The sequence below is a fragment of the Citrobacter amalonaticus genome, from assembly GCF_018323885.1.
Classification (GTDB): domain Bacteria; phylum Pseudomonadota; class Gammaproteobacteria; order Enterobacterales; family Enterobacteriaceae; genus Citrobacter_A; species Citrobacter_A amalonaticus.
The window spans coordinates 3769406-3782870 of sequence record NZ_AP024585.1; the positions used below are offsets into that span (position 1 = coordinate 3769406).

Below are 13465 nucleotides of genomic sequence, written 5' to 3' on the forward strand. Positions count from 1 at the left end.
CATAAAACGTGGTGAATTATAGCATTACGCATCTACTGGGGGGTAGTATTTAGTACTGGGGGGGAGTAGAATCGGGCGAAGACAAGCAACTAAGAATCATTATCATGGGTGAATTTTCAACACTTCTTCAGCAAGGCAACGCGTGGTTTTTCATTCCCAGCGCGATTCTTCTCGGCGTGCTGCATGGACTGGAACCCGGTCACTCGAAAACGATGATGGCAGCATTTATCATCGCCATTAAAGGAACCATTAAGCAGGCGGTGATGCTGGGACTGGCGGCAACGCTCTCCCATACCGCCGTGGTCTGGCTGATCGCCCTCGGTGGCATGTACATCAGTCGGGCGTTTACCGCAGAATCTGTGGAGCCCTGGCTGCAACTGATTTCCGCGTTTATTATTCTGGGCACCGCAACCTGGATGTTCTGGCGGACATGGCAGGGTGAGCGAAACTGGCTCACCGCCACGCAGCATGATCACCACCATGACCACCATGATCATGCGCATCACGATCATCATGACCACCACGAACACCACGAACACCACGATCACGACCATCATCATGACCACTGCGATCTGGCGGGACTGACTGAGGGGTCGAAAGCATATCAGGATGCCCATGAACGCGCGCATGCCAGCGATATTCAACGCCGCTTTCACGACAAAGAGGTGACCAATGGGCAAATCTTATTGTTCGGTCTGACCGGCGGACTGATCCCCTGTCCAGCCGCGATTACCGTACTGCTGATTTGTATCCAGTTAAAGGCCTTCACGCTCGGCGCAACAATGGTGCTCTGCTTTAGCCTGGGGCTGGCGATTACGCTGGTGGCCGTCGGCGTGGGCGCAGCAGTCAGCGTCCATCAGGTCGCTAAACGCTGGAGTGGATTCAATGCTCTGGCAAGAAAAGCGCCTTATTTTTCCAGCCTGCTGATCGGTCTGGTCGGTCTGTATATGGGAATTCATGGCTACATGGGGATTGCTCACACCTCCTGAACACATATTTCTGACGCACAGCGCCTGCCGCTGTGCTCACTTCCCTTTCCAAAAAACCATCCATTTAGTTGCGAGCTGTAACTATTTGCTCGATAAATATTTCCTTGCATCACCATAAGGCACACCACGTTGGGCTGAAAATCCCTTGTCAGTGACCATTTTCAGGGCTGGTTCTTCCTGTTTATTGCGATGAAAATGAGGAAAGCATCTCAATATCAATTACAGAGCAAAAATTTTTTTCCCATTTTTTGATGTCAAACAACCCGCTATTATTGGAACCCATCTTACTTAGCTTCCAAAAGAAGACAGGTAATCACATAAAATTCTTATCCCGGCATAGCATCATAAAAATGGTTAGCACGGTTAATCATTCATTTTTCCTTATGCATTAAATGTGAATTATCTTAACCTGGCAATCAATTAAGTCGTAATACGTTTTACGTCCGGCTCAACACTTCAATATTAATCATCTAATAATCTAAAATTCCTAAAGAAGTTAACGCCGATCTATTTCCAAATTTCAATAGCCCCAACCTATCACCGGTATTCCATCTGTTCGTTTTAAACGATTTTCCTCTCCAGGAATTTTCCGGCTAATATTCTCACAGACAAATTAATTTATTCATTCGGGTGAAATGAATCTCGCTACGAGAATAAAATCATGGTGTTGAAGATATTCTCAGCACAAAAAAACTCACCTTTAAGAAAATTACCAATAATTTTATTTTGTCTTCATTCCCGCACAGAGCCATCACGATAAATGTCCCTGCGCATGGAAGAACCCTGACTCACAGGGTAAATCAACACGACTGATAAAAAATGGAGTTTTATATTATGACCTTAAATCGTGCCTTCCTTTCGGCGCTGATGGCTTCTGCGCTTTTTTCCACGAATGCACTGGCCTCTGACAATACCATTACGTTTATGGGCGAAGTGAGTGATGAGACCTGTTCAATATCGGTAAACGGCTCTGATGCTTCTCCGGTGGTATTACTGCCGACCGTGACGGCTACCGAACTGAATGCCAATCAGGTGGCTGGCGCAACGACATTTGATGTCGGTGTGAGCAACTGTACCGGCTCGTCTTCTGGCGTGCAGATCTCGACGGTCTTCGTGGGTAACAACATCAGTTCTGCTACCGGAAACCTTGGCAGCACAGGTTCTGCGACGAATGTAGAGATCCAAATTCTCGATACCAGTGATGCCGAAATTGATTTCCGCAGCGCCTTTACCGGCACCGGCGACCTCTCTCTCGCGGCTAACCAGACCTCAGCGAGCGCGACCTATAAAGCCCAGTATTACAGCGCCGGCGCGGCCACGACCGGTACAGTACTGGCTTCACTGCAATACGCCGTTTCTTATCAGTAAACGTCGTTCTGGCGGGAATGTACTCCCGCCATCCACATTCAGGGAAAATACTATGCGAACCTCTCATCGTCATCGCACGCTTATTTCAGGCTGCCTGTTTCTTTTTTTAGCCGCATGCTGTAGCCATGCCAATGCCAGTATTACGATGACAGGAACGCGTATCATTTATGATGGTGCGGCGAAATCGACTGATGTGCATCTAAAAAATAAAGATGCCATTCCTTATGTTGTCCAGAGCTGGTTCGATAACGGTAATATGGCCGATGGCCCGGAAAAGTCTGCGCAGGTTCCGTTTATTGCCACGCCTCCGGCATTTCGCATTCAGCCAGGCGAAGGACAAATCATTCGTATTGTTTACACTCAAGGAAAAAAATTACCACAGGACCGGGAGTCACTGGTCTATTTTAATTTCATGCAAATTCCTCCCGCCAATGCCGGACAATCAGCGAGCCAAACCGAAAAACAAAATAGCCTGCTGATTATGTTGCGCAATCGGGTCAAACTTTTTTATCGCCCGGCAGGACTGGTCGGCGATCCGCAAAAAATGCTGGAGAATCTGCAGGTCAAACGGATTAACGGAAATAAAGAACTGGCGATAAGTATTAAGAACAATCAGCCTTATTTCGTTACGGTCGCGGCCCTGCAACCTGGCGGGTCGTCGCAAATCCAGCACCCTAAAAATGACATGATCTCGCCTTTTGCCAGCGAAACGTTTCACTTTCCGCGAACCGCTGACGCGCAGCGCGTACGCATTACCTTGATCAACGATCAGGGAGCACGCATCAGTGCCGACTATCCGCTGTAACACCGTCGTCGCGCCCCTGATCGGCCTGGCGTTAGTTCCGGCGACGGCGTGTGCGGAATACTACTTTGACCCGGCGCTTTTGCAGGGTTCTGATTTTGGTAAGTCACTGGATCTGGATCGTTTTAATCAGCGGGACAACGCCCTTCCGACAGGCGACTATGTGCTCGACGTATATCTTAACAACCAGTTGATTCGTCGCCAGGCATCGATCGCCCTGGTCAAACCCGAAGGCGACAAAACTGATGTGCAACCCTGCCTGTCACCGGAACTGATTGCCCTCAGCGCCATACGTACGACGCAAAATGTAACCCCTAACATCTGTCTGCCGATCGACGCTCTGGGCCCGAAAATCAGCTGGGAGGTGGATTTAAGCTCGCTGCGCCTGAACATGGTGGTTCCCCAGGCGGGGCTGTTACATTCGCCACGAGGATTCATCCCGGTCTCCGAATGGGACGCCGGGGAAACCGCGCTGTTTCTGCGCCACAATACCAACTTTTACCACACCGAAAACACAGACAGCCATCTGCGCTATGACTATCTGTGGAGCAACATCAATGCTGGCTTCAACCTTGGCCTGTGGCAGGTTCGCCATCAGGGCAACCTGCGCTACGCCGATGACAATCAGACGGGAAGACACTACAAATACAATGCGGTTGCCACCTCGGTACAACGGCCTTTGCCGCAACTGGACAGCATCATTGCCTTCGGCGACAACTACACCAACAGCAGTCTGTTTGGCAATCTCTCATTCAATGGCGTCAAGCTCAGCACTGACCAACGCATGTGGCCACAGGGTAAACGAGGCTATGCCCCGGAAGTGCGCGGCGTCGCCACCACGACGGCCCGTGTGGTTGTACGCCAGCAGGGAAAAGTGATTTACGAAACTACCGTCGCGCCCGGCGCCTTCGTGATTAACGATCTGTACAACACCCGCGGCCAGGGCGATCTGACGGTGGATGTCGTTGAAGCAAACGGACAAGTTTCGCGCTTCACCGTCCCCTATTCCGCCGTACCGGACTCGATTCGTCCCGGTAACTGGAATTACGAACTGGCGATGGGTTACGTTCGTCAGTACTACAGTGTAGAAAATAAGTTTATTGAAGGTGTACTGCAGCGCGGGATGAGCAACGTGCTGACGGCCAACATGGGTTCACGACTGGCAGATAATTATCAGGCCTTCCTCGCCGGCGGCGTGCTGGCAACCTCCGTCGGCGCATTCGGTTTGAACACGGTTTTTTCCAGCGCTCATGTAGAAAATAACGAAAAACAACAAGGCTGGCGCGTCGAGGCAAGCTACAGTAAAACCTTCACCACCGGCACCAACCTGGTCCTCGCGGCCTATCGCTATTCCACCAGCGGCTATCGCGATCTGCAGGACGTACTCGGCGTACGTCGCCAGGAGAAAAACGGCACCCTCTACTACTCTGATACGCTCAATCAGCGGAACAACTTCTCGGCGACCGTCAGCCAGCCGATGGGTGACTGGGGCATGCTGAGCTTTACCGGCAGCACCTCGGATTACTATAACAACGCCTCACGTATCACCCAGTTGCAACTCGGTTACAGTAATAGCTGGCGTGACATCAGCTTCAATATCAGCGCCGCACGCCAGCGGAGTACCTACTCCAGCCGCTACTTCAACAGCGTCAACGATCGCGATTTTGATAACGAAAACCAGCGAAAATACACGGAAAACACCGTATCGCTAGGGATTTCGATTCCATTCGACTTTGGTTCCAGCCGCTCGCAAATCAACTTCGACATGAACCGCAGTCGCGACAGCCGGACGGCCACGGTTGGGATGAGCGGGACGACGGGTGAAAAGAGTTCTACCTCGTGGGCGCTCTACAGCGGCATTGAGCACAACAACGACAGTGGCGACAGCTCGACCTGGGGCGGAAATATTGAACATCGCACCTCCGTCGGCGCCTTTCGCGCTTATGCCTCCCGGGGCGACAGTTATCAGCAGTATGGACTGGGGATGTCCGGTACGCTGGTCGCCCATCGCGGTGGGATTACCGCCGGTCCGTATACCAGCGACACCTTCGCACTGGTGGAGGCTCCCGGTGCACGCGGAGCCGAGATTCGTAATGGGCAGGGCGCGACGGTGGACCGTTTCGGTTACGCGATCCTCCCGTCATTAACGCCCTACCGCTATAACACCATTAGTCTCGACAGCCAGAATATGGCCGATGACGTCGAACTTCAGGGCGGCAGCAAGCGGCTGGTCCCCTATGCGGGCGCAATTTCTCGCGTAACGTTTAAGACCACTCACGGGAAAGCAACGTTGATTAACACCACTCTGCCCGATAGCAGCCAGCCACCGATGGGCGCGGACGTCACGGACAGCAATGGCGAAGCCGTGGGCATCATGGGCCAGGGCGGGCAAATCTACGCCCGACTCGCCGCTCAGTCCGGCGTGCTGTTCGTTAAGTGGGGTAAAACCGCCGCCCAGCAGTGCCAGGTCTGGTATCAATTGCCAACGACGCGCGACGCGCCGCTGTACCAACTTACGCTACCTTGTCGCCAGGAGTGATGGCTGATGAAATTATCCTCTTTTTTCCCGCTGCTGTTAGTTGGCGTCGTACTGGCACAGCCGGCATGGTCTGCCTGTAAAAGGGTAACCTCTGCCAACGATCTGTCTCAGACAGCGAAAGATGCCGGTTACATCGGCGCCAGCTGGGGAGGCGTTGGCGATAGCGAAGTCAAAGGCAAACTGGGGTTGCCTGGCGTTATCACCTTAAGCAGCGGCACCGGATTTCAAACGGAAGGCACACTGCTCGCCAGTTCGACGGCCAGCTTTGTGCCTAATGGCCGCACCCAGGGCGTCAACGCCAATCAGATCTATTTTCGCTGCGACGTCGCCGAAATCGGCAAGGTGTATGAGTATTACGCCACCAACGGCGATGATGCCTGGGGCGGCAGAGAAGCGGTTGCCGGGATTGAAGGCGCTTACTACACCTACGTCAAAAACGTGGCGCTCAGACTGACGAACCTGAAAACCGGGCAATACTATTCGCGCTACTGGCAAACACGCCTCATCCCTGAAAGCGAGATGTTCAATGACGGGACCTACATTTACATCCCGGGCAGCGCCTTCAGCGATGTTTTCGTTGAGCTGTTTCGGGTTGATGACGCATCAAAAGGGGTGAACGGTTCAAACCGCTATGGTTATACCTACGCCGGGCCGGCTGGCTATATCGCCTTCCACGGCGGCGGCATGAGCTCCGGGCTGTTTGACGGTGCTGACAGCAGAACCAACTACGACGGCTGGGGCGCCATGCAGTGGCCTGGCGGCTGGACGCTCACCAGCCAGAGTTACTTTGTGCGCGGCGCCGCCTGTCGAATCGATGACTATCCCGCTATTGTTCGTCTGCCGCCGATCAGCGTCGGTGAGCTGAGCGGCGGCGGCACAGCGCAGACCCCGTTTAACATTACCGTCGAATGCGAAACCGGCGCGATTTCCGGCACCGCGGTCTCGACAACCAGCAAAGCGAACGTGGCGATGGGTTTTCTGGTGAATAATCAGACGGCAGCGAATGCGGCAAATCAGTTAGGGCTTAAGACCGGATCGGGAGCCTGGACCTGGCTGCTCGATAACCACTATGGCGTCAGCGGCGTGGCGTCCGGCGTGGGCATTCGCATCTACAGCGAAAAACTGGGCGGTAGCGCTATCAACCTGCTGCCAAATCTGACGTCAACCGCCACGGGCAACGCCGGGGGATGGTACGGCTATGCCGATTTAACCAGTAAAACTTCAACAAGCGGTTCGACCGAATTGTATAACGGGGAATTCACCGCCTCGCTGGAAGCCATTCCAGGCGAAGCCATAACAGCAGGATCGGTTTATGCACAACTTCAGGTGGTGGTTAGTTTTCAGTAGCGCGTTGCTGTTGAACGTTCTGCCGTTCTCCGCTCATGCGGTGGTGAATAGCGAAGTGACCCGGGTAATTTTTAATGCTGGTGACAAAAGCGCTTCGCTGGCGCTGATCAATTCCCCGCAGCAGCCAGCCCTGGTTCAGGTCTGGACCGATACGGGTAATCCCTCGAGCCAGCCCAATGAGGAGACGACGCCCGTCATCGTACTACCGCCGGTATTTAAAATGCAGCCCGGCGAACTGCGCAGCATTACGCTGCAACTGACCGACACCTCGGTACTGCCGCGCGATCGCGAAGCGCTTTACTGGCTGAACGTGTATCAGATCCCGCCCATGACGCAGACCGACGCCCAGGTGGCGCAGAAAGTGGTTCTGCCGTTACGCATCCGTATGAAGGTGTTCATTCGCCCGAAAGGCGTCGGTGCGCTTAAGGAAAGCGATGCGGAGAAGCTGCACGTGATATACGCCGGGGCGCAAAATCAGTTGCAGTTAACCAACCCCACCCCGTGGCATATCACGCTGGCCGGAATAAGCTGTGAGTCCGGCAGTGCAAGCGGCATCATGATTGCGCCGCTGACGACGGTATCGGTCCCGCTACAGGGACAAGGAGCACCATGTTCATCGGTCCGCTATGACGTCATTAACGACCAGGGTACCCTGTGGCATTACAATAAAGCCGTCTCGCGTCTCCCGTAGCGGACGGCTTACGCGCCTTGCCCGGCATATTTCAGGCCCGAATATCGTCATACTCGCGAGTTTTATCAAACTCGTGTTTGGCAAACGGGCAAAGAGGAATAACTTTACGTTTTTCGCGGCGCATTTTCTCCACGACTTTCGCCACCAGCTGTTTTCCCACCCCCTGACCTTTCAGGCTGGCATCGACATCGGTATGCTCAATAATGCTTAAATGCTCACCGGTTGGAACAAAAACAATTTCAGCGACCTGATTCCCCTGATCATTATTGACATAGAATTTATTGTGACCTTCCAGTATTTCCATTTTCCCCTCGCTTATTTACGACGATATTGTAGCGCCCCGCTTGGGCAAGTATCGATAACGTTGATCACCGTTGAGACATCTACTTCATCAGGCATAATCCACGGCTTACGTTTCAGATTGAAAAGTCTGGCGCTACCGCGTACACAATTCCCAGAGTGCTGACAAATTGCTGTATTGAAGTAGACATCGATTTTCTCACCGGTATAGACGCGATAACCCGCATCCTCAAGTTGCTTATCCATGACATTGCCTCATTTTTTGTTTATCCCTTAAGCATAGCGCGTGAATATCACCCGCCACCACTTTAATGTTAGATGAGTAAATACTCATCCGTTCCTTATGTTTAAGCATAAAAAACCAATTATAGTGGCATTTAAGATTTTATATTATGCATTTAATGATATTTAAGGTTATTCGCTCTAATTGACTATTTAACATCAGGTCGGCATAATAAATCTTTCAAATGACTCATTAAAAAAATCTGTTTTTATTCAAGAATACTCATTAAAAATAGTGAGTTACAGAAAAGTATACCTGTCTGATACCGAATCTTAAATCACGACGTTGAAACAGATTTCAACGCCACTTTGTTGATAATCAGGCCATAATTTCTCCGGAATGCGGCATTGGGATGTTTAAATGATTACAGTAGCTGATTATTCATTGCGGCAGAATCCACCGACCTTGTTAATAAATTGCTTTGTTTTATATGCACTTATGTGAAACTTCAGAACAAAAACATTAGTTTCATAAATTAAACGACTTACTGAACTCATTTATACTATACGTAATAGTATGTTCAGAATTTTCTACAATTAAGTCTCTACTGTTTATAACTTTCGAACACCGTGAACCCATATGTACTGGATTATTAACGATAATATTGAATTCAGACCAGACAGTAAAAAGTTAATTTCTGTCACTAACCCAGAAATTAACGTGGTTTTGACAACGCCTGCCAGTCGTTGTCTGCTTTTGCTGCTTGACGCTTCACCGGACGTCGTCACTCAGCAGGAATTTTTTAAAAAGGTATGGGAAGATGAAGGCATGCTGGTGCCTGCCAACACCCTTTACCAAAATATTTCTATTGTCCGTCGAGGCTTACGCGCCGTTGGCGAGACTGACCGGATCCTCGTCGCCACAGTCCCGCGCAAAGGTTTCCAAATCGACAAAAGCGTTAAAATTACTCGCGTTGCTGCGGTTCAGGAGGCTGAAGTGGCCCCTGATTCTCTGCAGGGTGAAGATGAACTGGATGTGGAGTACCGCACTGAGGCGGATCCCGCGCTTACGCCAGAAGAAATCGCCCCTCCTGCCCGTGCGATGACGGTAAGTAAGAGCAGCAGATTGCCGCTCTTCGTTGGCATTCTCGGCATGGTAGCGGCATTTTTTATTGGCGCTATCGGCATGAACTATTTCTGGCACTTTAGCGATACGAAGCCATTCTTCGCTGATTACACCTTCGTCGAGCAAGACAAAGGCTGTCGTTTCTATACCAAAGATGACAGCCACGATAACAAAAACAGCTTTGCACACTTTAAGGCGCTGATTCTGGGTTCTGGACTCGATTGCGAAAAGTACCCCTGGGTGTACTTCCCGCTATCACAAACGTCGCCAGGCTTAGCGGTTCTTGTCTGCCGCCAGAACTACCTGAAATCAGCCATTCCAGGTTGTATTACACTCTCTTTTCGTGGAGTAGGAAGTGAGTAAAAGAACAGTCATAACGATGAGTGCCATATTTTTACTCGCGGGTGTGCTCATCAGCGCGTTATACAATTTTTTAATGTCAAAACATTACGATAAACAGGAATGTTCGATGTCGCTGGTGGTGTTTCATAAAAACGCCCGCGCAAATATCACGCTGAACTACATGTATTCGCTGAAAAACCAGAACGGCATCGTGGCCGTCAGCGGAACCTATATTGAAGATAACAAATTGAAAGGGCGCATCAGACGAGATGTGGCCTATAACTGGACAGAAAATCAGGATTCGTATCACTTACATTCAAGCAGAATCAACAAGTTCGAAATTATCGAAACGTTGCCGGATGATCTGTTAGCCGATATTCTGCCTGATTTTTACGTCTACCCCGATAAAGATGTGAGTTACTCCATTCTCAATCAGGGTGTTCACGGGTTCCTGTTCACCATCGGGAAACGTCCCCTGCTCTATTGCGCCCGATAAACGGGAGAAAACCGTCAGCTCTGTGCTCAACAGGGCTGACGCGTTTTAAAGAAACATACTCTCTTCGAGTAAATTCTCTTTGATCAGCAGTAGATCGTGAACCCGGTGCCCACCTAATTTCTTACACGCAAGGTTGCGATAGGTGTATACCCGTTTCGGCGGTAGCGCCAATGATTCGGCAATCAGGTTAATATCTTTACCCAACAGCGATTCACAAATAATCCTTTTTTCAACACGATTGAGAACATGATTCCTGATAGCCTGGCGTTTTTCCATACCGACCAGACGCGTAATGATCATCATCAGCGATAGCAGAGACTGCTGTGCGCTGACAATCACATCGGCATCCAGGACCAATGCACTCCGCTCTGAGTCCAGTATAACCAGCAACTTACATTTTTTGTTGAGTCTGGAGATTTCTTTAGCACAACATTTGTTGAACAAATTAAGATGCAAAATCACGGTATCGTCGAATGTGAGTCTTTCAACAGGTAAATGAGGCATGGTTTCTTTCACGATTTCCAGGTTGGCCTCTTTTGCCAATAAGACAATACCCTCCTGCAAATAGTTATCATTACTTATAATATATATCGCCATCGCTTTATTTCCGTATTAATAATTTAACTCACAGGTCGTTTCCGTTCTTCTATATCCAGCTTTAGCGAGACATGTAAAAAATTATATTGATAAGCTTACGAATAATACAATTAAATAGTCTTAACTGGTGTGACATTTATAACTTATTGATAATGTGCATTTTAATTAAATTTCTTAAACACTCTTAAGTAGACAATTATTCGTTTGTCTCTGTATTCTGTCTCTTTCTCTATGTTATGTTGTGCCATTAGCGAACGGGCGGATGGGATGGAAAAAAATGACCAGGCGTATCGATTACCTGATTGAAAAATATCATTTCACTGAAATCAACGAGTCGCCGCGCATTGCCAGCCAATGGAAAGAGGTTCTGGCGGAGTGCCAACAAGAGAATGCCGGTGTTGAAGAACGACTGCGTATTGCGCTGCTTAATGTCGATTACGTAACCAGCTTTGAACTGCCCTTCCGTTTGCTCCTCACCCGTACTCCGCAACTGATCGACAAGCTGCGGAAAGAATTTGCCCTCACCCAGAAAAATGTGCTGATTAATGATAAACGCCGTGGCCAGGTTTACAGCATCAATGCCGATCTCAGTCGCGTCCCCGATGCCTTTCGCTATCGTCTGTCGTCGCGTATCCGCCGTATGGATGAGGAAACCATTACCACGGCACCCTATCAGCAGGTTGCCAGTCAGACAAAGCATCCCGAGGAACGGCTTCGCCTGGCACTGGAGAGTGGTTTGCAGGTTAACGCCCTGGATGGACTGTTCTGGCTGGGGATCCAGCGTATTGCCGCCGATATTCAGCGACTCCGCGCGTCAGGCATGCCGATTCTGGCGTCAGATGTCGAGGTGTTCGATTCACTGACCGGCACGCGCCGAACCGTGACGGCATACCATCTTTAACCGGTTGTCAGTTCCTGAAAGCGGGATAAAAAAAGCGCGCGCGCCTCTCGTGGCATCAGTGGCGTGACGGTCAACCGCGTCGTGGGCGAGATCCCTGCCAGCATCGGCCAGTCATTACCGGGATCCAGATTGAGATCGCGCCGCTCGGTTGCCAGCATCATCAGGTCCACCTGTTTAATCACCTTGCTCGGGGTGAGAGGAAGATCGAAACGCTGACGAATGGCGTTATCCAGCCGCGCTTCAATCTCTTTGTACGCGGGAAGCAAGCGCTTTAACGGTGAGGGAAGATCCAGACAATAGGCCTCAGCGGCATCGTGCAGCAGCGCTTCAAGCGCGAACTCAGGTGGCGTTAACTGGCTGCACAGAACCCCGTGTTGGGCGACACTGTAAAATTCAGGCACATGTCCGGCAAAGCGACAGAGGTGCGAAAGGGCGACCGCAATATCTTCAATCACAATATGCTCCGGTCGAATATCACCGTAATCGATGTGTTGCCCGGTAATGGTGGCGATAAATTTCATCCGTTCTCCTGCTTCCTTGCCGTTCTTGCCCACGTCGGGCGCCTGGGTAGCCATAAAGAAACTACGTTTTTATATTCACTACGTAAATATTTTTCACCCCTTACCGCACGCTTTTATGGCTTCTTAGTTATATTCCAGCACAAAGGTGGCAGTGCCATTTGCCCGTCCCGCGGTGACCGTCGATCCTGTCTGCACCATCTGTGCCATAAAATTGACCGGCACTGCCGTTGCGGCGCTGGAAGCGGGAACTTTCTGTACCACTGGCAGATTTGCGGGCTCATTCAGCGTCACCGATGTTCCCTTTACCGGCCCGTTACCGCCATTATCGCCATAGCGGATCCGGATCCCGACGCCGTCCGCACCACCGGGAAAGTGCGTAATATCCAGCGTATCCGTCGCCCCGGTCGTCGCCGGGGTCGCGAAGAAACCAATACGGATATCCGTGGGTGTAGCGCAATACACAGGGATGCTAAACGGCACCGCCGAACCGCCAGAGGTACCCGGGCCTTTGAAATCGCTCCGGTTCGCTTTGCCCAGATCGACAAAAATACTGGCGCGGGTGACGCTACAGCTACCGCGACTGCCGATGTCCACGTTCATCGCCGCAAGATCGAGAATCACCGGCCTGCTGACCTGATCGCCATTTCCCCCCGCATTCGGGTACGTCATCGACAGGTTCCCGACATTTGCCAGCGTGTTGGCGAAAGCATGATTATTACTTACCAGTTGAATATCAGCGGTTTTATAGAAGGTCACCCACGCTTTCACCTCCACTTCCCGTTGCGTCAGCATTGACGGGCTCTCTGTGCTGTCGCAAACCGTAACCGACCGACTGCCCACTGACTCCAGGAAATGGATCGGCCCCCCGTCGCACTGGAAACTGAGTGAGTAGCCGATCCCGGGCAAGGCCGAATTGAACACCGCATGTCCGTCAATTATCTGCCCACCCTGGGTATTCAACTGCTGATAGACGATTTTTTTCCACGACGATGTCGTCCCTTGCCGATCGCAGGTAAAGCGAATCCCCCCACCGTTCACCGGCATAATACTGCTCATCTGAGTATTGACCCGCAGCGTCGGCAGATATTTGATGTTTTGAAAGTTCAGGGTCATTTGTCCGGTATTACCCTGACAGGTTTCGGCCTGAACGTACTGGCTAAACAGGCTCGCTACCAGCAGCATTAACCCGCAAATAAGACGAAAAACCCCTGACATCGTCAGTTC

14 protein-coding genes are annotated in these 13465 nt (G+C 50.9%); 9 read left to right on the forward strand and 5 right to left on the reverse strand.

The features are described from left to right. Window positions 1–104 precede the first annotated feature (104 nt). The 6 genes from KI228_RS17860 to KI228_RS17885 all read left to right on the forward strand — a co-directional run bounded on the left by KI228_RS17860 (window position 105) and on the right by KI228_RS17885 (window position 7736). A complete protein-coding gene (locus tag KI228_RS17860) occupies window positions 105–989 on the forward strand; it encodes a nickel/cobalt efflux protein RcnA (protein WP_061069636.1) in 885 nt (294 codons plus the stop codon). Window positions 990–1823: 834 nt separating this feature from the next. Then, on the forward strand, window positions 1824–2357 hold the full coding sequence (locus KI228_RS17865) for a fimbrial protein (protein WP_043001829.1): 534 nt from the start codon (window positions 1824–1826) through the stop codon (window positions 2355–2357). A 52-nt stretch (window positions 2358–2409) separates the two neighbouring features. Next, the gene (locus KI228_RS17870) at window positions 2410–3162 is read left to right on the forward strand and encodes a fimbria/pilus periplasmic chaperone (RefSeq protein ID WP_061069635.1); all 753 of its coding nucleotides are present in this window, start codon (window positions 2410–2412) and stop codon (window positions 3160–3162) included. Continuing rightward, window positions 3143–5698 carry a fimbrial outer membrane usher protein gene (locus KI228_RS17875; RefSeq protein ID WP_061069634.1) on the forward strand — a complete coding sequence of 852 codons (2556 nt, stop codon included), beginning with the start codon at window positions 3143–3145 and terminating at the stop codon, window positions 5696–5698. The genes KI228_RS17870 and KI228_RS17875 overlap by 20 nt, the downstream gene beginning before the upstream one ends. 6 nt (window positions 5699–5704) lie before the next feature. Then, entirely contained in the window at window positions 5705–7045 is a 1341-nt protein-coding gene (stbD, locus tag KI228_RS17880) for a fimbrial usher protein StbD (RefSeq protein WP_042999447.1), read from the forward strand. After that, window positions 7011–7736, forward strand: a complete 726-nt coding sequence (locus tag KI228_RS17885; RefSeq protein WP_044327785.1) for a fimbria/pilus periplasmic chaperone — start codon at window positions 7011–7013, stop codon at window positions 7734–7736. Before stbD ends, KI228_RS17885 begins: the two co-directional genes overlap by 35 nt. 31 nt (window positions 7737–7767) lie before the next feature. Here the strand turns inward: KI228_RS17885 and KI228_RS17890 are convergent, their stop codons facing one another. Continuing rightward, window positions 7768–8040 (reverse strand): GNAT family N-acetyltransferase, encoded by a 273-nt coding sequence (locus tag KI228_RS17890; protein WP_042999446.1) that lies wholly within the window; start codon window positions 8038–8040, stop codon window positions 7768–7770. A gap of 11 nt (window positions 8041–8051) precedes the next feature. Continuing rightward, complete coding sequence (yjdI, locus tag KI228_RS17895; protein WP_042999445.1) at window positions 8052–8282, reverse strand: 4Fe-4S mono-cluster protein YjdI; 231 nt, start codon at window positions 8280–8282, stop codon at window positions 8052–8054. Window positions 8283–8898: 616 nt separating this feature from the next. On the opposite strand from yjdI, the gene KI228_RS17900 reads away from it, so the two are divergent. Together KI228_RS17900 and KI228_RS17905 are read left to right on the forward strand one after the other, a co-directional pair. Continuing rightward, the gene (locus KI228_RS17900) at window positions 8899–9747 is read left to right on the forward strand and encodes a winged helix-turn-helix domain-containing protein (protein WP_061069633.1); all 849 of its coding nucleotides are present in this window, start codon (window positions 8899–8901) and stop codon (window positions 9745–9747) included. 106 nt (window positions 9748–9853) lie between these two features. After that, window positions 9854–10222 carry a hypothetical protein gene (locus tag KI228_RS17905; protein WP_224267557.1) on the forward strand — a complete coding sequence of 123 codons (369 nt, stop codon included), beginning with the start codon at window positions 9854–9856 and terminating at the stop codon, window positions 10220–10222. A 45-nt stretch (window positions 10223–10267) separates the two neighbouring features. Here KI228_RS17905 and KI228_RS17910 read toward each other — a convergent pair whose 3' ends face one another. Continuing rightward, a complete protein-coding gene (locus KI228_RS17910) occupies window positions 10268–10819 on the reverse strand; it encodes a hypothetical protein (RefSeq protein WP_042999442.1) in 552 nt (183 codons plus the stop codon). A gap of 277 nt (window positions 10820–11096) precedes the next feature. Between KI228_RS17910 and KI228_RS17915 the strand changes: the two genes are divergently transcribed. Beyond that, window positions 11097–11720, forward strand: coding sequence for an ECs1377 family protein (locus KI228_RS17915; protein WP_042999441.1), 624 nt, complete (start codon window positions 11097–11099; stop codon window positions 11718–11720). On the opposite strand, the gene KI228_RS17920 is transcribed toward KI228_RS17915, so the two are convergent. Both KI228_RS17920 and KI228_RS17925 read right to left on the reverse strand, forming a co-directional pair. Further along, a complete protein-coding gene (locus KI228_RS17920; protein ID WP_042999440.1) occupies window positions 11717–12241 on the reverse strand; it encodes an HD domain-containing protein in 525 nt (174 codons plus the stop codon). The two genes, KI228_RS17915 and KI228_RS17920, sit on opposite strands and share 4 nt — an antisense overlap. 123 nt (window positions 12242–12364) lie before the next feature. Next, window positions 12365–13456 carry a fimbrial protein gene (locus KI228_RS17925; protein ID WP_043001827.1) on the reverse strand — a complete coding sequence of 364 codons (1092 nt, stop codon included), beginning with the start codon at window positions 13454–13456 and terminating at the stop codon, window positions 12365–12367. Between the last annotated feature and the right edge of the window lie 9 nt (window positions 13457–13465).